At 71.6% G+C, this 26,555-nt stretch carries 23 protein-coding genes; 8 read left to right on the forward strand and 15 right to left on the reverse strand.

The features are described 5' to 3' along the window. Nucleotides 1-193: 193 nt before the first annotated feature. Nucleotides 194-1,528, reverse strand: a complete 1,335-nt coding sequence (locus ACZ4O3_RS41495) for an aminotransferase class I/II-fold pyridoxal phosphate-dependent enzyme (RefSeq protein WP_467727558.1) — start codon at nt 1,526-1,528, stop codon at nt 194-196. Between the two features lie 36 nt (nt 1,529-1,564). Between ACZ4O3_RS41495 and ACZ4O3_RS41500 the strand changes: the two genes are divergently transcribed. After that, entirely contained in the window at nt 1,565-2,263 is a 699-nt protein-coding gene (locus tag ACZ4O3_RS41500; protein ID WP_467727559.1) for a pyridoxamine 5'-phosphate oxidase family protein, read from the forward strand. Nucleotides 2,264-2,364: 101 nt separating this feature from the next. On the opposite strand, the gene ACZ4O3_RS41505 is transcribed toward ACZ4O3_RS41500, so the two are convergent. Next, entirely contained in the window at nt 2,365-3,342 is a 978-nt protein-coding gene (locus ACZ4O3_RS41505; protein WP_467727561.1) for an EamA family transporter, read from the reverse strand. Between the two features lie 46 nt (nt 3,343-3,388). Continuing rightward, entirely contained in the window at nt 3,389-3,964 is a 576-nt protein-coding gene (locus tag ACZ4O3_RS41510; RefSeq protein WP_467727562.1) for a hypothetical protein, read from the reverse strand. Between the two features lie 198 nt (nt 3,965-4,162). Between ACZ4O3_RS41510 and ACZ4O3_RS41515 the strand changes: the two genes are divergently transcribed. After that, complete coding sequence (locus ACZ4O3_RS41515; RefSeq protein WP_467727563.1) at nt 4,163-4,393, forward strand: hypothetical protein; 231 nt, start codon at nt 4,163-4,165, stop codon at nt 4,391-4,393. A 78-nt stretch (nt 4,394-4,471) separates the two neighbouring features. Next, a complete protein-coding gene (locus ACZ4O3_RS41520; protein ID WP_362730850.1) occupies nt 4,472-4,900 on the forward strand; it encodes a type II toxin-antitoxin system Rv0910 family toxin in 429 nt (142 codons plus the stop codon). Between the two features lie 75 nt (nt 4,901-4,975). On the opposite strand, the gene ACZ4O3_RS41525 is transcribed toward ACZ4O3_RS41520, so the two are convergent. Then, a complete protein-coding gene (locus ACZ4O3_RS41525) occupies nt 4,976-5,572 on the reverse strand; it encodes a PadR family transcriptional regulator (RefSeq protein ID WP_362727888.1) in 597 nt (198 codons plus the stop codon). Nucleotides 5,573-5,752: 180 nt separating this feature from the next. Here ACZ4O3_RS41525 and argG point away from each other — a divergent pair, with 180 nt between their 5' ends. Together argG and ACZ4O3_RS41535 are read left to right on the forward strand one after the other, a co-directional pair. Beyond that, a complete protein-coding gene (gene argG, locus ACZ4O3_RS41530) occupies nt 5,753-7,201 on the forward strand; it encodes an argininosuccinate synthase (RefSeq protein ID WP_362727885.1) in 1,449 nt (482 codons plus the stop codon). A gap of 251 nt (nt 7,202-7,452) precedes the next feature. Beyond that, a complete protein-coding gene (locus tag ACZ4O3_RS41535; protein ID WP_467727565.1) occupies nt 7,453-8,265 on the forward strand; it encodes a PhzF family phenazine biosynthesis protein in 813 nt (270 codons plus the stop codon). On the opposite strand, the gene ACZ4O3_RS41540 is transcribed toward ACZ4O3_RS41535, so the two are convergent. Then, nucleotides 8,255-8,995, reverse strand: a complete 741-nt coding sequence (locus ACZ4O3_RS41540) for a CPBP family intramembrane glutamic endopeptidase (RefSeq protein ID WP_362727890.1) — start codon at nt 8,993-8,995, stop codon at nt 8,255-8,257. The genes ACZ4O3_RS41535 and ACZ4O3_RS41540 overlap by 11 nt on opposite strands. 163 nt (nt 8,996-9,158) lie before the next feature. After that, nucleotides 9,159-10,679, reverse strand: a complete 1,521-nt coding sequence (locus tag ACZ4O3_RS41545; protein WP_467727567.1) for a glutamate-cysteine ligase family protein — start codon at nt 10,677-10,679, stop codon at nt 9,159-9,161. 556 nt (nt 10,680-11,235) lie between these two features. Here ACZ4O3_RS41545 and ACZ4O3_RS41550 point away from each other — a divergent pair. Continuing rightward, a complete protein-coding gene (locus ACZ4O3_RS41550) occupies nt 11,236-11,820 on the forward strand; it encodes a hypothetical protein (RefSeq protein WP_385002687.1) in 585 nt (194 codons plus the stop codon). A gap of 350 nt (nt 11,821-12,170) precedes the next feature. Next, nucleotides 12,171-12,377, forward strand: a complete 207-nt coding sequence (locus ACZ4O3_RS41555) for a DUF5999 family protein (RefSeq protein WP_385002705.1) — start codon at nt 12,171-12,173, stop codon at nt 12,375-12,377. Nucleotides 12,378-12,553: 176 nt separating this feature from the next. Here ACZ4O3_RS41555 and ACZ4O3_RS41560 read toward each other — a convergent pair whose 3' ends face one another. The 4 genes from ACZ4O3_RS41560 to ACZ4O3_RS41575 form a co-directional block, all read right to left on the reverse strand. Further along, the gene (locus ACZ4O3_RS41560; protein ID WP_362723771.1) at nt 12,554-14,068 is read right to left on the reverse strand and encodes a glycoside hydrolase family 43 protein; all 1,515 of its coding nucleotides are present in this window, start codon (nt 14,066-14,068) and stop codon (nt 12,554-12,556) included. A 99-nt stretch (nt 14,069-14,167) separates the two neighbouring features. Then, nucleotides 14,168-15,985, reverse strand: a complete 1,818-nt coding sequence (locus ACZ4O3_RS41565; RefSeq protein ID WP_362723768.1) for an APC family permease — start codon at nt 15,983-15,985, stop codon at nt 14,168-14,170. 330 nt (nt 15,986-16,315) lie between these two features. Next, a complete protein-coding gene (lysA, locus tag ACZ4O3_RS41570) occupies nt 16,316-17,650 on the reverse strand; it encodes a diaminopimelate decarboxylase (protein ID WP_385002679.1) in 1,335 nt (444 codons plus the stop codon). Nucleotides 17,651-17,673: 23 nt separating this feature from the next. Further along, nucleotides 17,674-18,021: an SAV_915 family protein gene (locus ACZ4O3_RS41575; RefSeq protein ID WP_362721865.1), complete on the reverse strand. Its 348-nt coding sequence runs from the start codon at nt 18,019-18,021 to the stop codon at nt 17,674-17,676. A gap of 300 nt (nt 18,022-18,321) precedes the next feature. On the opposite strand from ACZ4O3_RS41575, the gene ACZ4O3_RS41580 reads away from it, so the two are divergent. Next, nucleotides 18,322-18,861 (forward strand): universal stress protein, encoded by a 540-nt coding sequence (locus tag ACZ4O3_RS41580; protein ID WP_385002673.1) that lies wholly within the window; start codon nt 18,322-18,324, stop codon nt 18,859-18,861. 4 nt (nt 18,862-18,865) lie between these two features. Here ACZ4O3_RS41580 and ACZ4O3_RS41585 read toward each other — a convergent pair whose 3' ends face one another. The 5 genes from ACZ4O3_RS41585 to kdpA are packed head-to-tail and all read right to left on the reverse strand — an operon-like array spanning nt 18,866 to nt 26,552. After that, nucleotides 18,866-21,406 (reverse strand): DUF4118 domain-containing protein, encoded by a 2,541-nt coding sequence (locus ACZ4O3_RS41585; RefSeq protein WP_467727569.1) that lies wholly within the window; start codon nt 21,404-21,406, stop codon nt 18,866-18,868. A 1-nt stretch (nt 21,407) separates the two neighbouring features. Continuing rightward, nucleotides 21,408-22,091: a response regulator transcription factor gene (locus ACZ4O3_RS41590; protein ID WP_362721582.1), complete on the reverse strand. Its 684-nt coding sequence runs from the start codon at nt 22,089-22,091 to the stop codon at nt 21,408-21,410. Then, on the reverse strand, nt 22,091-22,759 hold the full coding sequence (locus ACZ4O3_RS41595) for a potassium-transporting ATPase subunit C (protein ID WP_362721579.1): 669 nt from the start codon (nt 22,757-22,759) through the stop codon (nt 22,091-22,093). The genes ACZ4O3_RS41590 and ACZ4O3_RS41595 overlap by 1 nt, the downstream gene beginning before the upstream one ends. A gap of 5 nt (nt 22,760-22,764) precedes the next feature. Then, nucleotides 22,765-24,858 (reverse strand): potassium-transporting ATPase subunit KdpB, encoded by a 2,094-nt coding sequence (gene kdpB, locus ACZ4O3_RS41600; protein ID WP_467727570.1) that lies wholly within the window; start codon nt 24,856-24,858, stop codon nt 22,765-22,767. 29 nt (nt 24,859-24,887) lie between these two features. After that, a complete protein-coding gene (gene kdpA / locus ACZ4O3_RS41605; RefSeq protein ID WP_362721573.1) occupies nt 24,888-26,552 on the reverse strand; it encodes a potassium-transporting ATPase subunit KdpA in 1,665 nt (554 codons plus the stop codon). Nucleotides 26,553-26,555: the final 3 nt, after the last annotated feature.

Below are 26,555 nucleotides of genomic sequence, written 5' to 3' on the forward strand. Positions count from 1 at the left end.
GAAACCTCTTCAACCGCATGCTCGGCCAGCTCTACCACTGCCTCCAGCACCGCAAGCTGTTCGACGAACAAACCGCCTTCCTCGTCGAACTCGCCTCCGCCGCTTGACGAGTTAGAACCCTGAGGTGTCTCACGGGGCAGTACACCTAGGCCTGGATACGCCTAGGCCTGGATACGCCTAGGCCTGGATACGCCTAGGCCTGGATGCGGCCCCGGGCCGGTGTGACCGTCGATGCCACCGCCGCCGCCAGTGCGGCGGTCTCCTCGGGGGTCAGTGTCGAGACCGTGACCCGGATGCCGGGCGGGGACGCGAGGCGGTACCTCGCCCCCGGGGACACCGCCCATCCCTGGTGCAGCAGCGCGGACACCGCGCCCGTCTCGTCCGGGACCGGGATCCAGACGTTCATGCCGCTGCGGCCGTGGGCCTCGACGCCGTGGTCCGCGAGTGCGTCGATGAGCAGCTCACGACGGGCCCGGTAGGCCGCCGCCACCTCCGGGCCGCGCACCGCGCCGTCCGTCCACAGCCGGACCACCGTGCGCTGGAGGAGGCGGCTCACCCAGCCCGGTCCCAGCCGCTGCCGGCCCCGCACCCGGTCGACGGTGATGTCGTCACCGGTCATGGCGGCCAGCCGCAGGTCCGGGCCGCAGGCCTTGGCGACCGAGCGGACGAAGGCCCAGTGCCGGGTGGTGCCCACCAGCGGGTGCAGGGGGAGGTCGACGATGCCGTGACCGTGGTCGTCCTCGATCAGCAGGGTGTGCGGGTGGTCGCGCAGGACGGCGCACAGCGCCCGCGCGCGTGCCGCGCTCACCGCGGCGCCGGTGGGGTTGTGCGCCCGCGCGGTGACGATCAGGGCGCGCGCCCCGGACTCCAGCGCCCGGCGCAGGCTGTCGGCACGCGGTCCGTCGTCGTCCACGGCCACCGGGACGGTGCGCAGCCCCAGCGCGGGGACCAGGTCGAGGGTGCGGCCCCACCCGGGGTCCTCGACGGCGACCGGGTCCCCCGGCTTGAGATGTGCCAGCAGGACCCGCTCGACGGCGTCGAGGGAGCCGGAGGTGACGGTGAACGGCCCGTCCGGCACGCCGTCGGCGGTGAGTTCGGCGCGCGAGATCCGCTCCAGCTCCGGCTCGACGGGGTCGGCGCCGTACAGAACCGGGGCGCGGTCGCCCTCGTCGGCCGCCAGCGCCGCCAGGGCCGGACCGAGGGCGGGGAGCAGCGCGGGGTCGGGGTTGCCGGCGGCCAGGTCGCGCACGCCGGCCGGGACGTCGGCCCCGATCCGGTCCCGCCCGGTGGTGGCCGGCACGGACCGGACGCGGCTGCCCCGCCGGCCGGCGGTCTCGATGACCCCGCGCTCCCGCAGCGTGCGGTACGCGGCCGCGACCGTATTGGGATTCACCCCGAGCCGGGTCGCCAACTCCCGCATCGGCGGCAGCAGTTGCCCCGGTTCCAGTCTGCCGCCGCCCACCGCGCGTTCGACACTGGCGGCAATCTCCGCTGCGCCCCGGCCTTCGATCGGATATTCTCCTAGCACAAAGCAGATTATGCACTAGTGCAATGGAGGTCCGCAATGGAGACCGCCGAGCCCGCCGTGCGGGGGACCGTACCGGAGCAGCCCGCCGCCTACACCCCGACCGGCCGCACCGTCCCGACGCGCTCCGCGGAGCGGGCGTCGTACGACAGCGAGGAGGTGCACTCGATCCTCGACGAGGGGTACGTCTGCCACCTCGGCTTCGTGCGCGACGGTGCCCCGGTGGTGCTGCCGACGCTGTTCGCCCGGGTCGGCGAGGTGCTGTACCTGCACGGCTCGACGGGCTCGCGCCCGCTGAGGATGGCGGGCCAGGCCGACCCCGGTCTCCCGGTGTGCGTGACGGTCACCCACGTCGACGGCCTGGTGCTGGCCCGCTCCGCCTTCCACCACTCGATCAACTACCGCTCGGTCGTGGTGCACGGCGTCGCCCGCCAGGTCACCGACCCCGAGGAGAAGCGTCTCGCGCTGGACGCCCTGGTGGACCAGGTGGTGGCGGGCCGCTCCGCCGACTCCCGCCCGGCCAACCGGAAGGAACTGGCCGCGACGGCGGTGATCCGGCTGGACCTGACCGAGGTCTCGGCCAAGACTCGCACGGGCGGCGCCCACGACGAGCCCGAGGACCTGGACCTGCCGTACTGGGCCGGCGTGGTGCCGCTGCGGAAGGGCCACGACACGGTGATCGCCAACGACGACCTGGCGGCGGACGTCCCGATCCCGTCGTACCTGAAGGGCGTCTGATCCCGGTTCCGGATCGGTTCCCGCACGGTTCCGGCAGGGGGAGCGCGCCCCGTCCAGGGGCGCGACCGGCCACCGACGGCCCGCGCCGGCCGCCGCACCGGTCATCCCGCGGTCGTCGGAGCGGCCCTCTCCCCCAGCGCGCTCCGCTCCGGCACCGGCTCCTTGGCCGGGGCGGACGACTGCGCGATGAACGCGCCGACCAGCACCAGCACCCCGCCCGCCACCTGCGGCACCGACAGGTGCTCCCCCAGCAGCACCCACGCGAGTACCGTCGCCACCACCGCCTCCAGACAGGCCACCACCCCCGCGACCTGCGGAGACAGCCGCCGCACCGACACCACCCCCGTGACGTAGGCGAGCACGGTCGCCACCAGCACGATCCACGCGAGCAGCGCGGCGGCCGGCACCTGCGTACCGTTCATCCGCGCGGAGCCGGCCAGTACCGACCAGTCCAGCTCCCACGGCCGGGCCACCACGGTCAGCAGACCCGCGCCGACCAGCAGCCCGTACGCGATGACACCGAGCGGATCCACCCCTTCGCCTCCGCCGTGATCGGCGAGCACGAAGTACCCCACCTGGCAGCACGCCGCCGCCAGGGCCAGCGCCAGGCCCAGCGCGTCGAAGCTCAGTCCCGCCCACACCTCCACGACACACGCGAGGCCGCCGGCCGCGAGGACGACGCCGAACGCGGCGGCGCGGGTGACCGTCCGGCGCTGGACGAAGCGCACCCAGCCGAGCACCAGCGCGGGGGCGAGGTACTCCACGAGCAGCGCCACCCCCACGGGTATGCGGGAGATCGCGGCGAAGTAGCAGGCCTGGACGCCCGCGACGGCGAGCAGGCCGAACCCGGCGAGCAGCGCGGGCCGGCGGCGCGGCAGGTCACGGTGGCGGACGGCGAGCGGCAGCATCACCAGGGCGGCACCCGCCACCCGCAGCCACACCACGTGCAGCGGGTCGAGTCCGGCCTCGATCAGCGGCTTGGCCGCGACGCCGGAACCGCCGAAGGCGAGCGCCGACCCGAGGGCGAGGGAGAGTCCGAGGCCCCTGCCATGGCTGCTGTCAGTGATAGGCACCGGCACATGATGCCAGCGGACGACATGAGCGTCACACCCCTTGACCCCTGTCTCAGCGGCTGGACGTGCGGCTTTCCGTCTCGGCGTCCCGCACTCCGCCGCTCCCGTCGATCCGCAGGGCCAGGTCACCGGCGGCCACTCCGGCCCGCTCCAGCACCTCCACGGCCCGGGACCCCGGATCCAGGACGAGGCCTGCGAGCAGATCGGTGCCTTCGGCCCGGCCGGAAGTGCGGCGCCGGGCACGGCCGCAGGCGTGCTCCAGGGCGACCGCGGCCACCGGCGACCAGGTTCCGTCGCCCTTCACCCCGGTCCGCGGGACGGCCGGCGGGGCGCCGGAGTCCTCCACCCCGCCCTGCCAGCGCAGGCCGTAGCCGATGCTGCGCTGCACGAGATAGCCGAGCAGCCGGGCGAGTTGCGGGGCGTCGCCGATGACGGCGCGGACCTCGGGGTCGTACTCGATCAGCGAGTGCAGCAGATGGGCGGTGTCGACCTGGCGGTCCCCGTCCCGCACCGCCCTCCGGCGGGCACCGGCGACCACCGCTGCCAGCTCGGCGCCGAGCCCGGCATCGTCGTCCGCGTGGATGCCGCCCTGGTCCTGGACGGGCTGGCGGGGAATACGGGGTTGCACACCCCCTACCTCATCAACCGCAAGCGCTTGAGTCATCACCAGGGGGAAGCATCTTCGCGTCCCACGCAGAGTGGACGGCGACGGCCGAAATCTCCTCCTTACGGAGGAGATCAGGCCGATCCGCTCGCAGGGGCGCGCGCCGCTCGCAGTGCGCCCCGCGCGCAACCGCCGCGCACCGGTGGTACGTCTGTCGCCCTCGTGGAGAGCGGGTGCGGTTACCGGCTGGTCGCGCTGCCTGCGGTCGACGGCAGGCAGTACGTGTACCGGGTGTACGCGCCCGAGAACGCCCTGCCCGCCGACCTGTTCCGGGACGCGTGGCACTGCCACGACGAGAGCGCGTTCCCGCGGGCCTGGGACCAGTTCGACGCGGCGGAGATACGGCGGGTGGACCGCGCCGCCGGGCCGTCCGGGGATCCGCACACTTCCTGACGGTTCATCAGTATTGAATGTTCGCGGCCCTGCAGCTACGTTCCGCGACACCGTAGCCCGATACGAAGGGGTGGTCGCATGGCCGAAGTCAGCGCGGAGGCACGCATCCAGGCACCGGCCGAGAAGGTGTGGGCGCAGCTCACCGACTGGCCGGCGTACGGGGAGTGGAACGCGACCCACACCAGCTTCCCGAAGGGCGGTCCGGAGAACCTGGCGGTGGGCGGCACCTTCCAGGAGAACATGAAGCTGATGGGCTTCCCGGCCGAGGTCGAGTGGACCATCGAGGAGCTGGAGCCGGCGCGGGTGCTGGCGATCCGCGGCAAGGGCCCGATGGCGGTGACCGTCGCGACCCGCTACACGCTGACCCCGGACGGGGACGCGACCGCGGTGCGGATCGACGGCGAGTTCACGGGCGCGGCCGTGTCGCTGATGGCGGGAAAACTCAAGGACTCGGCGACGGCGGCCCTGAACGAGTCGCTGCGCAAGCTGGGCGGACTGGTGGCCTGAGCACTGACCCGGACGGACGGAAGGGCGCCCCGCGGATCGCTCCGCGGGGCGCCCCGTCCGCCGTGACCACGAGGGTCAGTCCTCGTCGGCGAGGATGAGGTACAGCTTCTTGCGGGTCTCGTTGATGACGGCCAGCGCCTTCTCACGCTGTTCCTTGGTGCCGGTCTTCCAGACCTGCCCGAAGGCCTCCATCAGACCGAAACCGGCCTGCCGGATCTCGCCGAGGGCCTCGAAGTCGACCCCGCGGGAAGCCTCTTCCCAGGGGGCGTCCGGACCCTCGTCGGCGGCCGTGCGGCCGCTGTCGGTGAGGGAGAACAGCTTCTTGCCGCCCTCGCTCTCACTGGCGATCAGGCCCTCGTCCTCCAGCAGCTGGAGGGTGGGGTAGACCGAGCCGGGGCTGGGCTTCCACGCACCGCCGCTGCGCTCGGCGATCTCCTGGATCATCTCGTAGCCGTGCATCGGGCGGTCCTTCAGCAGGGCCAGGATCGAGGCCCGCACATCACCGCGCCGCGCCCTCCCCCTGGGGCCTCCGCGCCCTCGTGGCCCCCAGTGCCCCGGCCCGAAACCGGGCCCACCGGGACCGAAGCCGGGGCCACCCGGCCCGAAGGGGCCGAACGCCGCACGGCGTCCCTGTCGCTGTCCATGTCCACGCTCGTGTCCGTGGGAACGCATGGCGATCACTCCATTCCATCGTTGATCTGTCGCGTATCGTTCGCGATGCGTCAACGATATATCGGAAGCTTTCGAATGACAACCCCCACTCGCCGACCCCGAGCGGACGCACTCCCCGGCCGGACGCGCCCTCCGAAAGGCGACGTTGCATGACCATGCGCTGTGATGCATACTCTTCCTATGTCCAAGGTCCTCACCTCCCTTCCCGCCGGCGAGCGCGTCGGCATCGCCTTCTCCGGCGGGCTCGACACCTCGGTCGCGGTCGCGTGGATGCGCGACAAGGGCGCCGTCCCGTGCACCTACACCGCCGACATCGGCCAGTACGACGAGCCCGACATCGCCTCGGTGCCCGGCCGCGCGCACACCTACGGTGCCGAGATCGCGCGCCTGGTGGACTGCCGGGCCGCGCTGGTCGAGGAGGGCCTGGCCGCGCTGACCTGCGGCGCGTTCCACATCCGCTCGGGCGGGCGGGCGTACTTCAACACCACCCCGCTGGGCCGTGCCGTCACCGGCACGCTGCTGGTGCGGGCCATGCTGGAGGACGACGTCCAGATCTGGGGCGACGGCTCGACCTTCAAGGGCAACGACATCGAGCGGTTCTACCGCTACGGCCTGCTCGCCAACCCGCACCTGCGGATCTACAAGCCCTGGCTGGACGCGGACTTCGTCACCGAGCTCGGCGGCCGCAAGGAGATGTCCGAGTGGCTGCTCGCGCACGGGCTGCCGTACCGGGACAGCACCGAGAAGGCGTACTCCACGGACGCCAACATCTGGGGCGCCACGCACGAGGCGAAGACCCTGGAGCACCTGGACAACGGCATCGAGACCGTCGACCCGATCATGGGCGTGCGGTTCTGGGACCCCGAGGTCGAGATCCTGCCCGAGGACGTGACCATCGGCTTCGACCAGGGCCGGCCGGTGACCGTCAACGGCAAGGAGTTCGCAACCGCCGTCGAACTGGTCATGGAGGCCAACGCGATCGGCGGCCGGCACGGCCTCGGCATGTCCGACCAGATCGAGAACCGGATCATCGAGGCCAAGAGCCGCGGGATCTACGAGGCGCCGGGCATGGCCCTGCTGCACGCCGCCTACGAGCGGCTGGTGAACGCGATCCACAACGAGGACACGGTCGCCCAGTACCACAACGAGGGCCGGCGCCTCGGTCGCCTCATGTACGAGGGCCGGTGGCTGGACCCGCAGGCGCTGATGATCCGCGAGTCGCTGCAGCGGTGGGTCGGCGCGGCCGTCACCGGCGAGGTGACGCTGCGACTGCGGCGCGGCGAGGACTACTCGATCCTCGACACCACGGGGCCGGCGTTCAGCTACCACCCCGACAAGCTGTCGATGGAGCGCACCGAGGACGCCGCGTTCGGCCCGGTGGACCGGATCGGTCAGCTCACCATGCGCAACCTCGACATCGCCGACTCCCGCGCGAAGCTGGAGCAGTACGCGGGCCTCGGCCTGATCGGCTCGGCCAACCCGGCGATCGGTGCGGCGCAGGCCGCGGCGACAGGCCTGATCGGCAACATGCCGGAGGGCGGCGCCGAGGCGATCGCGTCCCGCGGGGAGGCCGCGCCGGACGCCGACGAGCTGCTGGACCGGGCGGCGATGGAACTGGGCACGGACTGAGCGTGCCGCTCAGGAGGGCCGGCCCGGCACCGGGTCGGCCCTTTCCCGTGCCGGGGGTAGGGCCGATCGGCACGCGGCGGAGACCGACGGTCCGACGGCGAGTGCGGCACCGTCTGGTCGCTCGCGCGGTTCCCCGCGCCCCTGTCGGGACGCAGGAGCGGTGGGCCGGGGCCGCCGGGTGGGGGAAATCGGGCCAGGGGATGGCGATTGGCCTTGGAGGGGAGTGGTGCGAAAGCCCTACCGTCCGGGGCATGCGGATTCGAATCGTCGATGCCTTCACCGAGCGGCCGTTGGCCGGCAATCCCGCCGGTGTCGTGCTGCTCGACGCCTTTCCCGATGACCCGTGGATGCGGAACGTGGCCATGGAGGTCAACCACGCCGAGACCGCGTTCGCGCACCCCCTGTCCGAAGACGCCGACGGCGACTGGGCGTTGCGGTGGTTCACGCCGGTCACCGAGGTGGCGATGTGCGGACACGCCACGCTGGCCACGGCCCATGTCCTGCACACCACCGGAGCACACACCGGCCCCGTGCGGTTCGCCACCCGCAGCGGGGTGCTGATCGCGACGCCCACCGCGGACGGGGCGATCACCCTCGACTTCCCCACCGCCCCGCTCACCCGGGTCGACACTCCGGCGGGCGTCGCCGACGCGCTCGGTGCGGAACCCGTCGCCGCCTTCGACACCGGACCGGACGTCGGTGACCTGCTCGTCGAACTCGCCGACGAGAGGACGGTGCTCGGCCTCTCCCCCGACCTCAGGGCCCTCGGCGCCTACTCCACGCGCGGGATCATCGCCACCGCACGTGCCGAGGACCCGGCGAAGGGCTACGACTTCCTCTCCCGCTGTTTCTTCCCCAACGTCGGCATCGACGAGGACCCGGTGACCGGCAGCGCGCACACCGCGCTCGCCCCGCACTGGTCGGCCCGGCTCGGCAGGCCCGATCTGACCGGGCTCCAGGCCTCCCGCCGTACCGGCTTCGTCCGCACCGCGCTGCGCGGCGACCGCACCCTGCTCACCGGACGGGCCGTCACCGTGATCGACGGGGAACTGCTCACGCCGTAGGCAGCCAGCCCACCCTGCCCGCCAGCAGCGCGTAACCGACGAACGCGCCGATGTCGAGCAGGGAGTGCGCCACCACCAGGGGGCCGACCCGGCCCCACCGCCGGTACAGGTAGACGAAGACCACGCCCATCACCATGTTGCCGACGAAGCCGCCGATCCCCTGGTAGAGGTGGTACGACCCGCGCAGTACGGAACTCGCCACCAGCGCCGTGCCCGCACTCCACCCCAACTGGTCGAGGCGGCGCAGCAGATAGCCGACGACGATGACCTCTTCGAGGATCGCGTTCTGCATCGCGGAGAGGATCAGCACGGGGTACTTCCACCACACGTCCGGCAGCGCCTCCGGCACCACCGTGAGGTTGAAGCCGAGGCCGCGTGCCGCGAGGTAGAAGGCGATCCCGGCGCTGCCGATCACCGCGGCGACGCCCGCCCCGCGTCCGAGGTCGGGCCAGGGGCGGGTGCGGTCGAAGCCGAGCGTGCGCAGGCTCGCGCCCTCGCGGAGAAGAAGGTGGGCGACCAGCAGCACGGGGACGAGCGCGCTGGCGATGCCGAACAGCTGCCAGGCCAGATCGAGCCAGGGGCGGCCCGGCGCGGCGGACGCGTTGAGGGTCGCCGCCTGGTCCTTGAGGCCGCCGGGTTCGGTGACCGATCCGACGAAGCTGATCAGGGCGGAGACTCCACTCGCACCGAGCGAGAGCCCCAGCACGAGCAGTGTCTCGTCCCTGAACATGCGCTGCGAGGGCCGCTCCCGTGGGTAAGCACCGGCCACCTGGTCCGCCTCCACCTGTACTCCTGCCTCCAACGGTCATCGGACGTCACAGCTTGCCCGATCAACCCCGGACAGGAGCGGCCGACCCCCGCCGCCGCACCGGCAGGGCACCGACCCCCTGCGCTCACCGCATCAGCACCGGCTCCGACAACCCCACCGGCCACGTGTGCACCGGCTCCCCCTGATTCATCAGGTCCGCGTAGCGCCGTGTCATCGCCGCCAGCGCCTCGTCCCTGGGCAGCCCCCGTTCCACCGCCCGGTGGAACGTCGTCGCCTGCCAGGACGCACCGTTCACCCTCCGCCGGCACCGCTCCTCGATGACGCCCAGGTAGAAGTCCCGGTCGGCTGCCTCCACCCCCCACGCGTCCAGCCCGGCCGCCGCCAGCGGCAGCAGTTCGTCGCGGACCAGGGTGACCGCGTCCACCTCGGCCGTCCCGCCGCCGTACCGGCCGCGCCTCGGCCACACCAGCCGCGCGTCGATGCCGTGCCGGCACGCCGCGTCGAAGTTCGCCTCGGCCGCGGCGAACGGCAGCCGGGTCCACACCGGCCGCGACTCCTCGGCCAGGGCGCGCACGAGGCCGTAGTAGAACGCCGCGTTGGCGATGACGTCGGTGATGGTCGGCCCGGCCGGCAGCACCCGGTTCTCGACGCGCAGGTGCGGGACGCCGTCGGCGATGCCGTACACCGGCCGGTTCCAGCGGTACACCGTGCCGTTGTGCAGGACGAGTTCGGCGAGTTTCGGCACCCCGCCCGCGTCCAGCACGGCCAGCGGGTCCTCCTCGTCGCAGATCGGCAGCAGCGGCGGGAAGAAGCGCAGGTTCTCCTCGAAGAGCTCGTACGCGGAGCTGATCCAGCGCTCGCCGAACCAGATGCGCGGCCGTACGCCCTGCGCCTGGAGCTCGGGCGGCCGGGTGTCCGTGGCCTGGAGGAACAGCGGTGGCCGGGACTCCCGCCACAGTTCGTGGCCGAAGAGGAAAGGGGAGTTCGCGCCCACGGCGATCTGCACGGCGGACGCCGCCTGCGCCGCGTTCCACACGTCGGCGAAGCGGGCCGGCGTGACCTGGAGGTGCAGTTGGACGGAGGTGCAGGCGGCCTCCGGGACGATCGACTTCGAGGTGCACCTGAGATGCTCGACGCCCTCGATGTCGAGCACGAAGTCCTCGCCCCTGGCGGCCACGATCTGGTCGTTGAGCAGCGTGTACCGGTCGACCTCGGAGAGGTTCGCGGAGACCAGGTCGTCCCGCTCCAGGGTGGGCAGAATGCCGATCATCACGATCCCGGCGGCCACCTCGCGCGCCTTGCGGTCGGCGTACGCCAGCGAGGTCCGGAGTTCCTCGTCGAGCCGGTCGAATACCCGGCCGCCGAGCCGGTGGGGAGCTATGTTCACTTCCAGGTTGAACATGGCGAGTTCTGTTTGGAAATCACGGCTCGCGATACGTTCGAGCACCTGTCCGTTCAACATTCTCGGCATGCCGTCCGCACCGGCGAGATTCAATTCGATCTCGACGCCCATGAGGTTCTTGGGGCGGTCGAACCGCTTCTCCACCAGCAGTCGCTCCAGCCCCGCCAGACAGTCACGGAGCTTTTCGCGGTAGCGCTGGCGATCGGACAGGTCGAACCGGCCCGCCACGACCTTCTCCCCCATCGAAGCGTCCCTCCTCGAATGGGCGGACCGGGGTTCCGGCCGCCGATGGTCCCGGGTCCAGGTGGGATGATGCCCAGCGGGAGCGATCGATAACGTCGCGCGCGGCACCGGTAGCCGCTAGTCTGTTGGAATGTGTCCTGCGGCACATTCGCGGGGCATGGGGCATCATGCAACTGCGGGTTCCCCGATGTCCTCGTGAAAAACGCCGACGACATTCGGCCGACCGCGAGAACCTCGTATTCCGAGGTCAGCGCGGTCACGGCGGGCCGGAAATCGGGAGGATTCCGCACGTATCAATGGCCGAATTACGCCTTGCTCTCTTCTGTGGGACGACCCGGTGAAACGCCGTCTGAACAGGCGTCGTATAAACTCCGCGAACAAGGCAGAAGGCTGGCGCCCACGGTCTGGTTCCTGCCCTTTGAATGACGTGCGGCGGACAACGCCGGTACCTCTCTTCACCGAGCCGGGCCCCCGCCTCTCTGACCCCCCTGTGAGCTGACAGCGCCGTCCGCCCCTGCCCTCGCGCCGCCGCGCCTGTCGAACGAGAGGCGACACCATGCCGCTGCACGTCCCTGCTGCCCCCGCGCCTGCCCTGCGTTCCGTCCTCACCGCCCTCGGGTCCCCCACCGCGGTCCGCGAGGCCCGCACCCCCTCCCTGCGCACCGCCCAGGGACCCACGACCCCCGAACTTCCCCTGCCCCTGCACGTCCTGGACCGCATCACCCCGGAGGGCATGTCCGCCACCCGGCTGGCCGGCTGGCGCTTCCTGATCCGCTGCGGCGACCGCGCGGTGGCCGCGGCCGACACCAAGCTCACCCCGGACGGCTGGGCCTTCTCGCACTTCTTCGAGGGGCCCTACATCTCCTCCACCGAGCGGGCCCTGCAGCAGGCCGAGGCCCTGCAACAGACCTACCAGCCGCGCCTGTTGTCCCTGCCCGGCCTCTACATGCTCACCCTGTGGCTGCACGGCGACTGCACCGCGGACGGCGCCGAGGGCCACCCGGCCGCCAGCGACCTGCTCGTCCCGCTCGCCCCGGCCCCGCCCGGCATCGCGGCCCACCGGCCGCACCCGGTGGCCGAGCTGCTGCCCGTGCTGACCCACCGGATCACCACGGCACCCCTGCTGATCACACCCGCCTGAGACCGGCACCCGCCGTACCCCGTCGCCCTCGGACGAGTGACGGGGTACGGTCGTATTTCCACAAGTCAATACGTGGGACACCAGAAGCCGCTCGTACGAGCAATTAGCCGCTCCCCAGAGCCGGATAACGCCACTCCACCGACCTGACTAGCCCCATCCGGCCATGCGGAACCATCCGAATTGGCAGCCCGGTCGGGATGAACCGTCCGCGCGAGTGACGCGTCTCCAGTCTGTGAGAAGCGGTGCGGCTAAATCCCTGCGGAACACCGCCCGGAGGGCAACACTGGTTTCCGACCGACTCATCACCACGGGGGACCGAGATGACCACGACAGAGCGAGAGACCCCACCCATGTGCCAGCACCAGCCACCGTGCCCGACAGCAGAATCCGCCGACCGGGAGTCCGCCCGTCTGACGGCGCACCACCCGGAGCAGGGGTGGAGCCTGCTGTGCAACGGCGTCCTGCTCTTCGAGGACACCGGTGAGCTTCTGCCCGACGGCCAGATCATCGCGCCGCACCGCCCGCAGGGCGCCGGCAGCGTGATGACCGCCGCCTGACGACCACCGCACCACCCCCGGGCGGCTCCGCCGCTCCGCCCGGTGACCAGCAGGGGCCGGACGCACACGCATGGTGCGCACCGGCCCCGACGTGCGTCCAGGGGACGTCACCCTTGGTAGCGAGTCCTCGGCGCAGCGCGAAGCAGGCCGGTTCCGGAGCGTCGAGGTGTCACGCGTCAGCTCATGGGCACGTATTCGAACCAGTCGAAGGCGGCCCGGCCCTCGGTGACGTACATGCCGACGACCCGGCCGGTGAACCCGCCCGCCACCTGGGTGGAGAGATACCGCCCGTCGAGTTCGGCCAGCCGAACGACACCGTCGGACGTTTCCAGCGAAAGGGTCACGGCGTCGGGCCCGCCGGACCGGACGCCGGCCGCCCCGGTGTGCCCCGGCACGGTCGCGGCGGGCGGCGGCACCCGGGTGGTGCGGGTCTCGACGACGAGGGTCAACGGGCCCGGGGGGACGGGGTGTTCGGAAATCGTCTGCCGCAGCGGACCGATCCTGACGACCGCGCTCACCGTTCCCCCGCTCACCTCCAGGTCGTAGTGGTGGGCCTCGTCGATACGGAGGGAGAGACCCGCGCGCGCCGGGCCCGGGTCGAGCAGCGCCGCGGCACGGCAGTCCGGGTGCTGCTGGCGGCGGCCGACGAAGGTGTGCCCGGGCCGGTCGAGGCTGTTCCCGGTGGCCGTGAGCGTCAGCCACCCGGGCCGCTCGGACAGCGACCAGGAGCCGGCCGGCCGGCTGCGCGGGGAGATCCACTGCGGTGCGAGGACCGCGTCCGTGAACTCGTCGCGCACGGGCGGCCGTTCGACCGGGTGCCAGACCGCCGGAGCCTGCTCCCGCTCGCGCACCGGCCCCATCCGCGGCCAGCCGTCCGCCCACTCCACCGGAGCCAGGAAGGTCTCCCGGCCAAGGACGTGGAACTCCGGGAACCAGCCGCGCGGCCGGGTGCCCAGCAGCACCGCCCACCAGCTGCCGTCGGCGGCCCGCACCAGGTCGGCGTGGCCGGTGCACTGGACCGGCTCCCGGGTGCCCCGGTGGGAGACCAGCGGATTGCCCGGCGCAGGCTCCCAGGGCCCGCGCGGTGAGCGGGCGCGGGCCACGGACACCCCGTGCCCGAGCGCGGTGCCGCCCTCGGCGACCAGCAGGTACCACCACTCCCCGACCCGGTACAGGTGCGGCGCCTCGGGGTCGCGCAGCCCGGTCCCGGACCACATCGGCAGCGGCCCCTCCAGCACCTTCCCGGTCCGGGTGTCGATCCGGGCCACCGCCACCCCCGCGACCGCGCACCAGCAGTCGCCGTTCTCGTCCCAGGCGAGGTCGGGGTCGATCCCGGGGACGTCGATCCACACCGGGTCGGACCAGGGCCCCTCGGGCCGCTCGGCGGTGACCAGGAAGGTGCCCCCCGCGCTGACGTTGGTCGTGACCACGTGGAAGAGCCCGTCGTGGTGCCGGATCGTCGGGGCGTACACCCCGCCCGAGGCCGGCGTCTCATCCGGCAGCGTCAACTGGCCAGGCCGGTCCAGCACGTTCCCGAGCTGCCGCCAGTGCACCAGGTCCCGGCTGTGCAGGAGCGGGACGCCGGGAAAGTACTCGAAGCTGGAACACACCAGGTAGTAGTCCTCCCCCACCCGGCACACGCTCGGGTCGGGATGGAATCCGGGGATGACCGGGTTGGCGTACGTCCGCATGCGTGCCCTCTCCCACCGTCGCCGAAAGTTTCGGCGATGCCGGCGAACATGACGAGGCGCACTGTAGGGCCCTGTCCGAGGCCCGACAAGGCGGGCGTACTACAGCTTCAGACGGTACGGGAGCAGGCAGACCACGACGTCGGTGCGGGCCCGCAGGACGGTGGCGAGGAGCAGGCCGCGCTGGTTCTGGAGGATCTCGTAGCGGCGGTGGAGCGGCTCCACCTCGGGGATCAGGACGGCGACCTGGCGGCCGCCCTCCGCCGCCCTGCGTACGTAGTCGACGATCGGCTGCACCAGCGAGCGGTGCGGGCTGTTGACGATGTCGAGGCGCACTCCGGGGTTCCACAGGTCCCATGCCTCCTCCAGCGCACGGGACCGGACCGGGTCGGCGTGCACCGCGACCGCGACCACCTCGTCGCCGAGGGCGAGGGCGGCGCCGAGGGCGTGCCGGGCTAGTTTGCTGACCTCGCCGATCGGCACGATCACCAGGCTGCCGGTGTGCCGGGACGGAGGCCGCGGGATGCGCCCGAGGCCCAGCTCCCGGCCCACGGCGGTGTAGTAACGCTGGATACGGGCGAACAGCAGCATCAGCAGCGGTACGGCGAGCACCACCACCCAGGCGCCGCCGAGGAACTTGGTGAGCAGCAGGATGACCCCGGCCAGGGTGGTGAGCAGGGCGCCGGTGCCGTTGATGAGCGCCCGGCGCTTCCAGCCCGGCGGCCGCGAGGTCGTCCAGTGCCGGACCAGGCCTACCTGGCTGAGGGTGAAGCCGATGAAGACGCCGATGGCGAAGAGCGGCAGCAGCCGGTGGGTGTCGGCGTCGGTGGCGACCAGCAGCAGCGCGGCCAGCAGCGCGAGGACCACCACGCCGTAGCGGTAGACCGGGCGTTCGGCGCGCAGACCGAAGAGGTGCGGCAGCCGGTGGTCGCGGGCGAGCAGGCTCATCAGCACCGGCAGGCCGCCGAAGCTGGTGTTGGCGGCCAGGCCCAGGACGAGGGTGACGACGAGGTTGGTGACGTAGTAGGGCCAGCCGGTGCCGTAGGCACCCGCGGTGAGCTGGGCGAGGACGGTCACCCCGCCGCGGGGGGCCACATGGTCGCGGTGGATGAGGATCGCCAGGCCGATGAGCATGATCCCGAGCAGCGCACCCAGCATCAGTTCGGTGCGCTGGGCGCGCCTGACGCTGGGGGGCCGGAAGGTCGGTACGGCGTTGGCGATGGCCTCCACGCCGGTCAGGGCCGAGCACCCGGACGAGAACGCCTTGAGGATCACCAGCGCGCCCAGCGCCTCGGTCGCGTGCACGGGCTGATCGGTGCCGACCACGGCGGCCGGGTGCGAGCGCATCAGACCGAGCAGGATCACGCCGAGGACCGAGACGACGAACAGCAGGGTCGGCAGCATCAGCACCCGGGCGCTCTCGGCGATGCCCCGCAGGTTCACGGCCGTCAGCAGGGCCAGGCCGATCAGGCAGACGAGCAGCTTGTCCCGCCCCAGGGACGGGAAGGCCGAAGCGAGCGCGTCGGCGCCGGCGGCGAGGCTGACGGCGACGGTGAGGACGTAGTCGACGACCAGGCTGGCGGCGGCGAGCAGGCTCGCGGTGCCGCCGAGATCCGCCTTGGCGACGGCGTAGGCGCCGCCCCCGTCCGGGTGAACGGCGATGACCTGGCCGTAGGAGACGACGAGCACGGCGAGCAGGAAGGCGATCGCGAGGGTGATGGGCAGGGTCGCGGTGAGCGCCCCGGTACCGGCGACCACCAGGGCCAGCACGATCGCCTCGGGCCCGTACGCCACCGAACTGAGCGCGTCCAGGGAGAGCGCGGCCAGCCCCTGCAGACTGGTCAGACCGTGTCTGTCGCCCTCGCCCGGGCGCAGCGGCACCCTCGGTCTCAGTTCACGTCGTGCCAGGCCATACGCCATCGGGACCCCATCACGGCCGGTGGGACGGTCGGCAACAGTGTCCTCCGCGCCGTGGGTGCCCGCCCGTGGGACATACCCGGACGGGCCGGCCGGCGTGAGCGAGTGAGGGAGGGCCGGCCCGTCCGGGGGCCTCTACAGCACTCGGGCGCCGCTGGTGACGGCGGAGCGGTCACCCCCCGACTCGCGGATGACCGGCGCGGACTCGCCGGTGATCGCGGACTCGTCGAAGTGCGTGGGACGGGAACGCGGGTGGAGTGGTGCGGTGGGGGACACCTCCGGGCGAGGCCGGGCCGTCGCTCGCCCGGAGGTGGGTATCGGGGACGGGCGGGACTACAGACCGACGTCCCGGCGGCGGATGTCCTCCAGGGACTCGCGGCGCACCAGCAGGCGGGCGTGGCCGTCCCGGACGGCGGTGACCGGCGGACGGCCCACCAGGTTGTAACCGGAGGCCATCGAGAGGTGGTAGGCGCCGGCCACCGGGACCGCGAGCAGGTCACCGGGGCGCAGGTCGGAGGGGAGCTCGACGTCGGCGGCCAGGATGTCCCCCGCCTCGCAGTGCCGCCCCACGACCGTCACCGGGGCCGTCGGCGCGGTGCTCGCACGGCCGACGAGCCGGGGCGCGTACCGGACCCCGTACAGTGCGGGCCGCGGGTTGTCGCTCATCCCGCCGTCGACGGCGACGAAGGTGCTCGCGCCGGTCCTCTTGACGGCGAGGACCCGGTACACGGCGATCCCGGCCGGACCCACGATGGCCCGGCCCGGCTCGATGATCAGGCGGGGCACCGGCAGCCCGGCCGCCGCGCACGCCTCCGTCAGCTCGGCGCCCACCTTGCGGGCCAGGGCGGTCAGGTCGAGGGCCTCCTCGCCGGGCCGGTAGGCGATGCCGTGGCCGCCGCCGAGGTCCAGCTCGGGCAGCACCAGGCCGTGCTGTTCGTGCAGCCGGGCCATGAGCCCGACCACCCGGCGCACCGCGGCCAGGTAGGGCTTGACGCTGGTGATCTGGGAGCCCAGGTGGCAGTGGAGGCCGGTGAGTTCGAGCTGCGGCTGGTCCAGTATCCGGGCGATGGCGTGCTGCGCGTAGCCGTCGGCGATGGACAGGCCGAACTTCTGGTCGTCGGTGCCGGTGCGGATCTTCTCGTGGCCGCCCGCGCTGATGCCGGGCACCACCCGGACCATCACCTTCTGGTGCCCGTCGGGTCCGACGGCGGCGGCCAGCCGGGCGATCTCCGAGGGGCTGTCGATCACGATCCGTCCCACGCCCAGCCGCAGCGCGGTCTCCAGGTCGCGCGGGGACTTGGCGTTGCCGTGCAGCACGATCCGCTCCGGCGGGAACCCGGTGGTGACCGCGAGTTCGAGCTCGCCGGCCGAGCAGACGTCCAGTCCCAGGCCCTCCTCCTCGGTCCAGTGGACCATGGCCCGGCACAGGAACGCCTTGGCCGCGTAGAGGACTTCGGCGTCCGGGAAGGCGTGCCGGTAGGTGCGGCAGCGCTCGCGGACCTCGTCCTCGTCCAGGACGTAGACGGGCGTGCCGAACCGGTCGGCGACCTCGGCGAGCGGGACACCTCCCACGGCCAGGTCGCCGGGCCGGGGCTCGGTGGTGGAGGCGGGCCACACCGACAGATCGGCGGGTGTGGTGGTCAGGACGGGTTCGTGCAGGGTGGTCATCGACCGCTCCCCTCTCAGACGGTTCAGGCGGTTCGGGCGATCCGCAGGGACACGGCGGCCGGCGCGAGCGGCGCAACCGGGATCGGCGCCGGTGCGGACAGCTGGGGATCGACCGTGACGGTGGTGACGCCGAGCGGTGCGGTCAGGGCACGCAGCGCGGGTTCGGCGAGCCGGATCCAGGCCTGGTCGGGGCCGAGCGTGGCGGCGAGCTGGCCGGCCGAGGTGAAACCGACGGCGGTGCGCTCGCCCAGGGCGGTGCGGAACAGGCGGGCCGCACATCCCGCGGGACCCGGCCGGACGGGTACGAACAGTGGTCCGGCCGGGAAGCGATCGGAAGGTTCCGGATCGTCACCGCACATGAGCTCTGCCATGGGATGCCTCCTGGTACAGGTAGAAGCTGGTGCCCCGGACGCGGGAAGGCTGACCGGGGCTCTCCCAAGAAGCTATGCCTGTCCCCAGCGGTCCTCCGATGCCTCATGACGGGACGCTGACGGTGATCGCGGCGACGTTGACGGGATGCTGACGGAGGGGCCGTCGACGCTGGTCGCGGGCGTCAGAGGTGTGACAGGAAGCGGCTGAGGGACTGGCCCGCGCCGCGCTCCGGGGAGTGTCATGGAGCCGGTCCGTCCCCGGGACACGCCCGGGGTCCGCTGCGGAAGTACGGTGAATACATGTCCGGTTACGACACCTGCGCACCAGGTCGGGTCGTCGTCGGTGTGAGCGGTTCGCTGGGCAGCGTCACGGCTCTGCGGCGGGCCGCGGCGGAGGCCCGGCGGCGGGACGCCGAACTGTGGCCGGTGCTGGCCTGGGAGCCGCCGGGCGGCGAACTCGCGGCGCGCCGCTCCCCGACCCCGCCGGCTCTGGTCGAGGAGTGGCAGCGACTGGCCCGGGAACGGCTGCTCGTCGTGCTCGGCGAGGTCTTCGGTGAGGCGGCGCCGGCCGGCGTCCCGCTGCACGGCCTCGTCGTCCGCGCCACCGCCGGGCTGGCCCTGGTGGAGACGGCCGACCGGGACGACGACATCCTGGTCGTGGGCGCGGGCCGGCGCGGCTGGCACCGGGCCTTCTCGGGGCGCGTCACCCGCTACTGCCTGACCCACGCGCACTGCCCGGTCCTCGCGATACCGCCGTCCCCGCTGGAGGAGGCGCTGGCGGCCGCGCACCGCCGCAACGCCTGGCATCTGCCGATGGACCCACGGCAGTTGTCGTCCTGAGCCGTTACGACGTCACCGCGGTCGGGAGATCGGGCCGCTCTCGTCCGCGCCCGGGCGCGGGCGGCAGGCTCAGTACCATCGTGAGCCCCCCGCCCGGCGTGTCCTCGGCCGTGAGCGTGCCGCCCATCGCCTCGGTGAAACCCCGGGCCACGGCCAGGCCGAGGCCCACACCGGCACCGCGCGGTGCGTCGCCGTAGCGCTGGAACGGCTCGAAGATGCGCTCCTTGGCCTCGTCCGGGACGCCCGGTCCGCGATCCACCACCCGCACCTCCACCCGGTCGGCCATGGAACTGGCCTTCACCAGTACGGGGGTGTCCGCCGAGCTGTACTTGACCGCGTTCTCCACCACGTTGGCGACGACCCGCTCCAGCAGTCCCTTGTCGACGTGGACCATGGGGAGCGTCTCGGGGATGTCCAGCCTGACGCTGTCCTCGGGGACCCCGCCGAGTGCCATCGGCACCACCTCGTCCAGATCGGCCTCGCGCACGATCGGCGTGACGGTGCCGGTCTGCAGGCGGGACATGTCGAGCAGGTTGCCCACCAGGAGGTCGAGCCGGTCGGCGCCCGCCTCTATCGCCTCCAGCAGCTCCGCCCGGTCATGCTCGGACCACTCCACGTCGTCCGAGCGCAGCGACGACACCGCGGCCTTGATGCCGGCCAGCGGAGTGCGCAGATCATGACTGACGGCGGCCAGCAGCGCGGTACGGATGCGGTTGCCCTCCGCCAGCTCCTTGGCCCGGTCGGCCTCCTGCCGGAGCCGCTGCCGGTCGAGTACGACGGCCGCCTGGGCGGCGAACGCGGCCAGCACGCGGCGGTCGGAGGCCGGCAGCACCCGCCCGGACAGGGCGAGCGTCATGTGATCGCCGACCGGCATGTCGACGTCCGCGTTCTCCGGCGTCCGGCACGGCTGCGGACCGACGCTGCCCGCGCAGGACCACGGCGTCACGTCGTCCGCCCGCTCCAGCAGCGCGACCGACTCCATCCCGAAGGTCTCACGGACCCGCTCCAGGAGCGCCTCCAGGCTGGTCTCCCCCCGCAGCACGCTGCCGGCGAGGAAGGAGAGGATCTCCGACTCGGCGCGCAGCCGGGTCGCCTGCTGGGTGCGCCGGGCCGCCAGGTCCACCACCGACGCCACCGACAGGGCGACCCCGACGAAGATCGCTATGGCGACGATGTTCTCGGGGTCCGCGATGGTGAGCGTGTGGACGGGAGGGGTGAAGAACCAGTTGAGCAGCAGGGAGCCGACCACCGCCGAGGTGAGCGCCGGGAGCAGTCCGCCGAGCAGGGCCGCGGCGACCGTCAGGGTGAGGTAGAGCAGCATGTCGTTGGCCAGGCCCACCTCCGGTGCGGCACTGGTCAGCAGCCAGGTCAGCAGGACCGGCCCGAGCACGCCGGCCCCCCAGCCCCAGATGATCCGGGACCGGCCGAGCCGCGCCGAACGCCCCAGCGGGAGACGCCCCTTGCCGACCTCGTCGTGGGTGATGAGGTGGACGTCGAGATCGGGTCCCGACTCCCGGGCGACCGTGGCCCCGACGCCCGGCCCCAGCACGTACTGCCAGCTCCTGCGCCGGGAGACACCCAGCACGATCTGGGTGGCGTTCACCCCGCGCGCGAAGTCGAGCAGGGCCGCGGGGACGTCCTCGCCGACGACCTGGTGGAAGGTGCCGCCCAGGTCCTCGACCAGGGTGCGCTGCACGGCGAGTTCCTTCGGGGAGGCGGAGGTCAGGCCGTCACTGCGCGACACGTAGACGGCCAGCACCTCGCCGCCCGCGCCCTTCTCGGCCAGCCGCGCGGCCCGCCGGATCAGGGTCCGGCCCTCGGGTCCGCCGGTCAGGCCGACCACGATCCGCTCCCGCGAGCCCCAGATCTTCGAGACCCGGTGCTCGCTGCGGTACTCGTTCAGGTACTCGTCGACCCGGTCGGCGACCCAGAGCAGCGCCAGTTCGCGCAGTGCGGTGAGATTCCCCGGCCGGAAGTAGTTCGAGAGGGCCGCGTCGACCTTGTCGGACTGGTAGATGTTGCCGTGCGCCATGCGCCGGCGCAGCGCCTGGGGCGACATGTCGACCAGCTCGATCTGGTCCGCGCGCCGCACCATCTCGTCGGGCACGGTCTCCTGCTGCCGTACCCCCGTGATGGACTCGACGACGTCACCGAGGGACTCCAGGTGCTGGATGTTGACGGTGGAGACGACGTCGATCCCGGCGGCCAGCAGCTCCTCGACGTCCTGCCAGCGCTTGGCGTTGCGGGAGCCGGGGATGTTGGTGTGCGGCAGCTCGTCCACGAGGGCGACCTGGGGGCGGCGCGCGAGTACGGCGTCGACGTCCATCTCCGTGAACACCGCGCCCCGGTAGCCGAGTTCCCGGCGCGGGACCTCCTCCAGGCCGTGCAGCATCACCTCGGTGCGCGGCCGGTCGTGGTGCTCGACGAACGCGACGACGCAGTCGGTGCCCCGTTCGGTCCTGCGGTGTGCCTCGGAGAGCATGGCGTAGGTCTTGCCCACGCCGGGAGCCGCACCGAGGTAGATCCGAAGCCTGCCGCGTGCCATGTCATCCTTCGAAGCGGTAGCCCATGCCGGGCTCGGTGATCAGGTACCGGGGGTGTGAGGGGTCCGCCTCGAGTTTGCGGCGGAGCTGGGCCATGTAGACCCGCAGGTAGTTGGTCTTGTTGCTCTGCGGCACTCCCCACACCTCCTGGAGCAGGTGCTTCTGGGTGACGAGCCGGCCGGGGTTGGTGACCAGGATCTCCAGCAGATGCCACTCGGTGGGGGTGAGGCGTACCTCGCGGCCGGAGCGTTCGGCCTTCTTGGCGAGCAGGTCGATGGTGAAGTCGTCGGTCTCCACCCGGGTGGTCTCGGGGGCGAGCGGCACGTCCTCGGTACGGCGGACCGCCGCCCGCAGCCGGGCGAGCAGTTCGTCCATGCTGAACGGCTTGGTGATGTAGTCGTCGGCGCCCGCGTCCAGCGCGGCGACCTTCTCGTCGGAGGCCTGCCGTGCCGACAGCACAAGGATCGGTACACGGGTCCAGCCGCGCAGCGCCTTGATGACGTCGACCCCGTCCATGTCGGGCAGTCCGAGGTCGAGCATCACCACGTCCGGCTGACGCGCGGCCGCCAGCCGGAGGGCCGTGGCGCCGTCGGGCGCCGCGTCCACTCCGTACTGGCGTGCCTGCATATTGATCACGAGTGCCCGTACGAGCTGTGGGTCGTCTTCCACGACCAGCACTCGGGTCATCAGTCGCCCTTGATCAGTTCCTTCAGCGCGATGTTGAGTTCGAGGACGTTCACCCGGGGCTCCCCGATGAAGCCGAGGGTACGGCCCGTGGTGTGGTCCTTCACCAGCTTCTCCACCTGGTCGGCGGAGAGGTTGTTCCTCGCCGCGATCCGGTGGACCTGGAGCTCGGCGTAGGCCGGGGAGATGTCCGGGTCCAGGCCGGAGCCCGAGGAGGTGACGGCGTCGGCCGGCACCTGCGCGGGTGTGACCGTGTAGCCGGGCACCGAGTTGTCCTTGACGACCGCGGCCTTGGCGTCCTTGACCTGCTGGATCAGCACCTTGTTGTCGCCGGCGAGGTTGGTCGCACCCGAAAGGATCAGCGTGTACTGGGTGTTGATGCTGTTGCTGCCGAGCCCGTTGGCCGGGCGGCCCTGGAACCACTTGAGGTCCGCGTCCGGGGTCTCCTGGCCCTTCTTCAGCGGCAGGTTGTAGGACTGGCCGATCAGGGACGAACCGACGACCTTGCCGTCCGACTTGATCTCGGAGCCGTTCGCCTTGCTGTGGAACGCGGCCTGGGCGATGCCGGTGACGACCAGCGGGTAGACGACGCCCGTCACCAGGGTCAGCACGAGGAGGGCACGCAGGCCCGCCCAGAGCAACCGAGCGGTGTTGCTTACGGAGTTGTTCATGGCCTTCAGCCGATTCCGGGGATGAGGGAGATGAGCAGGTCGATGACCTTGATGCCGATGAAGGGGGCGATCAGACCGCCGAGGCCGTAGATCCCCAGGTTGCGGCGGAGCATCTTGTCGGCGCTGACCGGCTTGTACTGGACGCCCCGCAGCGACAGCGGCACCAGCGCGATGATGATCAACGCGTTGAAGACGACCGCGGACAGGATCGCGGAGCTGGGTGAGGACAGGTGCATGATGTTGAGCTTGTCCAGGCCCGGGTAGACCACGGCGAACATGGCCGGGATGATCGCGAAGTACTTCGCGACGTCGTTGGCGATGGAGAACGTGGTCAGCGCACCGCGCGTGATCAGCAACTGTTTGCCGATCTCGACGATCTCGATGAGCTTGGTCGGGTTGGAGTCGAGGTCGACCATGTTGCCGGCCTCCTTCGCGGCCGACGTGCCCGTGTTCATCGCCACGCCGACGTCCGCCTGCGCGAGCGCGGGGGCGTCGTTGGTGCCGTCACCGGTCATCGCGACCAGCTTGCCGCCCGCCTGCTCCCGCTTGATGAGGGCCATCTTGTCCTCGGGAGTGGCCTCGGCGAGGAAGTCGTCGACACCCGCCTCGTCGGCGATCGCCTTGGCGGTCAGCGGGTTGTCACCCGTGATCATGACGGTCTTGATGCCCATGCGGCGCAGTTCCTCGAACCGCTCACGCATGCCGTCCTTGACGACGTCCTTGAGGTGGATGACACCCAGGATGCGCGCGCCCTCGGCGTCCTCGACCGCGACCAGCAGCGGGGTGCCGCCGGCCTCGGAGATGCGGTTGGCGAGGGTGTCCGCGTCCTCGGCGACGGTGCCGCCCTGCTCGCGGACCCAGGCGATGACCGAACCGGCCGCGCCCTTGCGGATCTTCCTGCCGTCGACGTCCACACCCGACATGCGGGTCTGGGCGGTGAAGGCGATCCACTCGGCCTGCGCCAGCTCGCCCTGGTGCCGCTCGCGCAGCCCGTACTTCTCCTTCGCCAGGACCACGATGGAGCGGCCCTCGGGGGTCTCGTCGGCCAGCGACGACAGCTGGGCCGCGTCGGCGACCTCGGCCTCGGTGGCCCCGCGTACCGGCAGGAACTCGGAGGCCTGGCGGTTGCCGAGGGTGATGGTGCCGGTCTTGTCCAGCAGCAGCGTGGAGACGTCACCGGCGGCCTCGACCGCACGGCCCGACATGGCGAGCACGTTGCGCTGCACCAGCCGGTCCATGCCCGCGATGCCGATCGCCGACAGCAGGGCGCCGATGGTGGTCGGGATCAGACAGACCAGCAGGGCGACCAGCACGACCATCGTCAGATGGGTGCCCGCGTAGTTGGCGAACGGCGGCAGGGTGGCGACGGCCAGCAGGAAGACGATCGTCAGCGAGGCGAGCAGGATGTTCAGCGCGATCTCGTTGGGCGTCTTCTGCCGGGCCGCGCCCTCGACCAGGCTGATCATGCGGTCGATGAAGGTCTCGCCCGGCTTCGTCGTGATCTTGATGACGATCCGGTCGGACAGCACCTTGGTACCGCCCGTGACCGCGGACCGGTCACCGCCGGACTCGCGGATGACCGGGGCCGACTCACCGGTGATCGCCGACTCGTCGACCGACGCGACACCCTCGATGACGTCACCGTCACCGGGGATGATGTCGCCGGCCTCGCAGACCACCAGGTCACCGATCTTCAGCTCGGTGCCGGGCACCTGCTCCTCGGTGCCACCGGCCAGTCGCCGGGCGACGGTGTCGGTCTTGGCCTTGCGCAGGGTGTCCGCCTGGGCCTTGCCGCGGCCCTCGGCGACCGCCTCCGCGAGGTTGGCGAAGATGACCGTCAGCCAGAGCCAGGCGCTGATGGTCCAGCCGAACCAGTCGCCCGGGTCCTTGAAGGAGAAGACCGTGGTCAGGATCGAGCCGACCCACACCACGAACATCACGGGCGACTTGATCATGACCCGCGGGTCGAGCTTGCGGCAGGCCTCGGGGAGGGACCTGATCAGCTGCTTGGCGTCGAACAGGCCCGCGCCGACGCGGCCTTCGGCGGGCTTGTGCCCGGTCGGCGCGTCCTGGTGGGGCGCAAGGGTGGGTGTGGACATGGTGTCCTCGTGGGCTTCCGTTCGGGTTTTCACGACGCCAGCCCCTCGGCCAGCGGGCCCAGCGCCAGGGCCGGGAAGTAGGTCAGACCGGTGATGATCAGGATGGCGCCGACGAGCAGGCCGGTGAAGAGCGGCTTCTCGGTGCGCAGGGTGCCGGCCGTGGCCGGGACGGGCCGCTGCTCGGCGAGTGAGCCGGCCAGTGCCAGCACGAACACCATCGGCAGGAAGCGTCCGAACAGCATGGCGAGTCCGGTCATGGTGTTGAACCAGTCGGTGTTCGCGTTCAGGCCGGCGAAGGCGGAGCCGTTGTTGTTGGCCGCCGAGGTGAAGGCGTACAGCACCTCGGAGAAGCCGTGCGCTCCGGGGTTGAGCATGGAGTGCGGCGGGGTCGGCAGGGCCATGGAGGCCGCGGTGAACACGAGCGCCAGAGCCGGGGTGATCAGGATGTAGATCGCCGACAGCTTGATCTCGCGGGCGCCGATCTTCTTGCCCAGGTACTCGGGCGTACGGCCGACCATCAGACCGGCGATGAACACCGCGATGATCGCCATGATCAGGATGCCGTAGAGGCCGGAGCCGGTACCACCGGGGGCGATCTCGCCCAGCATCATGCTGAGCAGGGTGATGCCGCCGCCGAGGCCGGTGAACGAGGAGTGGAAGGAGTCCACCGCGCCGGTCGAGGTGAGCGTGGTCGTCACCGCGAAGATCGACGAACCGCCGACGCCGAACCGCACCTCCTTGCCCTCGTAGGCGCCGCCCGCGAGCTGGAAGGCGGGGCCGTGGTGGGCGAACTCGGTCCACATCATCAGCGCGACGAAGCCGAGCCAGATGGCACCCATGGTGGCGAGGATCGCGTAGCCCTGCCGGACCGAGCCGACCATCACACCGAAGGTGCGGGTCAGCGCGAACGGGATCAGCAGGATCAGGAAGATCTCGAACAGGTTGGTGAAGGGCGTCGGGTTCTCGAAGGGGTGGGCGGAGTTGGCGTTGAAGTAACCGCCACCGTTGGTGCCCAGCTCCTTGATGGCCTCCTGGGAGGCGACCGCGCCACCGTTCCACTGCTGCGAGCCGCCCATGAACTGGCCGACCTCGTGGATGCCGGAGAAGTTCTGGATGGCACCGCAGGCGACCAGGATCACCGCGGCAACCGCGGCGACCGGGACCAGGATGCGGACGGTGCCGCGCACCAGGTCGGACCAGAAGTTGCCGATCTCACCGGTGCGCGAGCGCGCGAACCCGCGCACCAGCGCCACGGCGACGGCGATGCCGACGGCCGCGGAGACGAAGTTCTGCACGGCCAGACCGGCGGTCTGGACGATGTGCCCCATGGTCTGCTCGCCGTAGTACGACTGCCAGTTCGTGTTGGTCACGAAGGAGACGGCCGTGTTGAACGACTGCGCCGGGTTGACCGAGGAGAAGCCGAGCGAGCCGGGCAGGATGCCCTGGAGCCGCTGCAGCAGGTAGAGGAAGAGGACGCCGGCCGCGGAGAAGGCGAGGACACCGCGCAGATAGGCGGGCCAGCGCATCTCGGTGTCGGGGTTGGCGCCGATGCCCTTGTAGATCCACTTCTCGACGCGCCAGTGCTTGTCGGAGGAGTAGACCTTGGCCATGTAGTTGCCGAAGGGGACGTAGCAGAGCGCCAGCGCGCCTATGAGGGCGGCGAGCTGGAGCACGGCGGCGGTTACGGGACCCATGTC

It is taken from the genome of Streptomyces sp. NPDC026515, assembly GCF_055567595.1.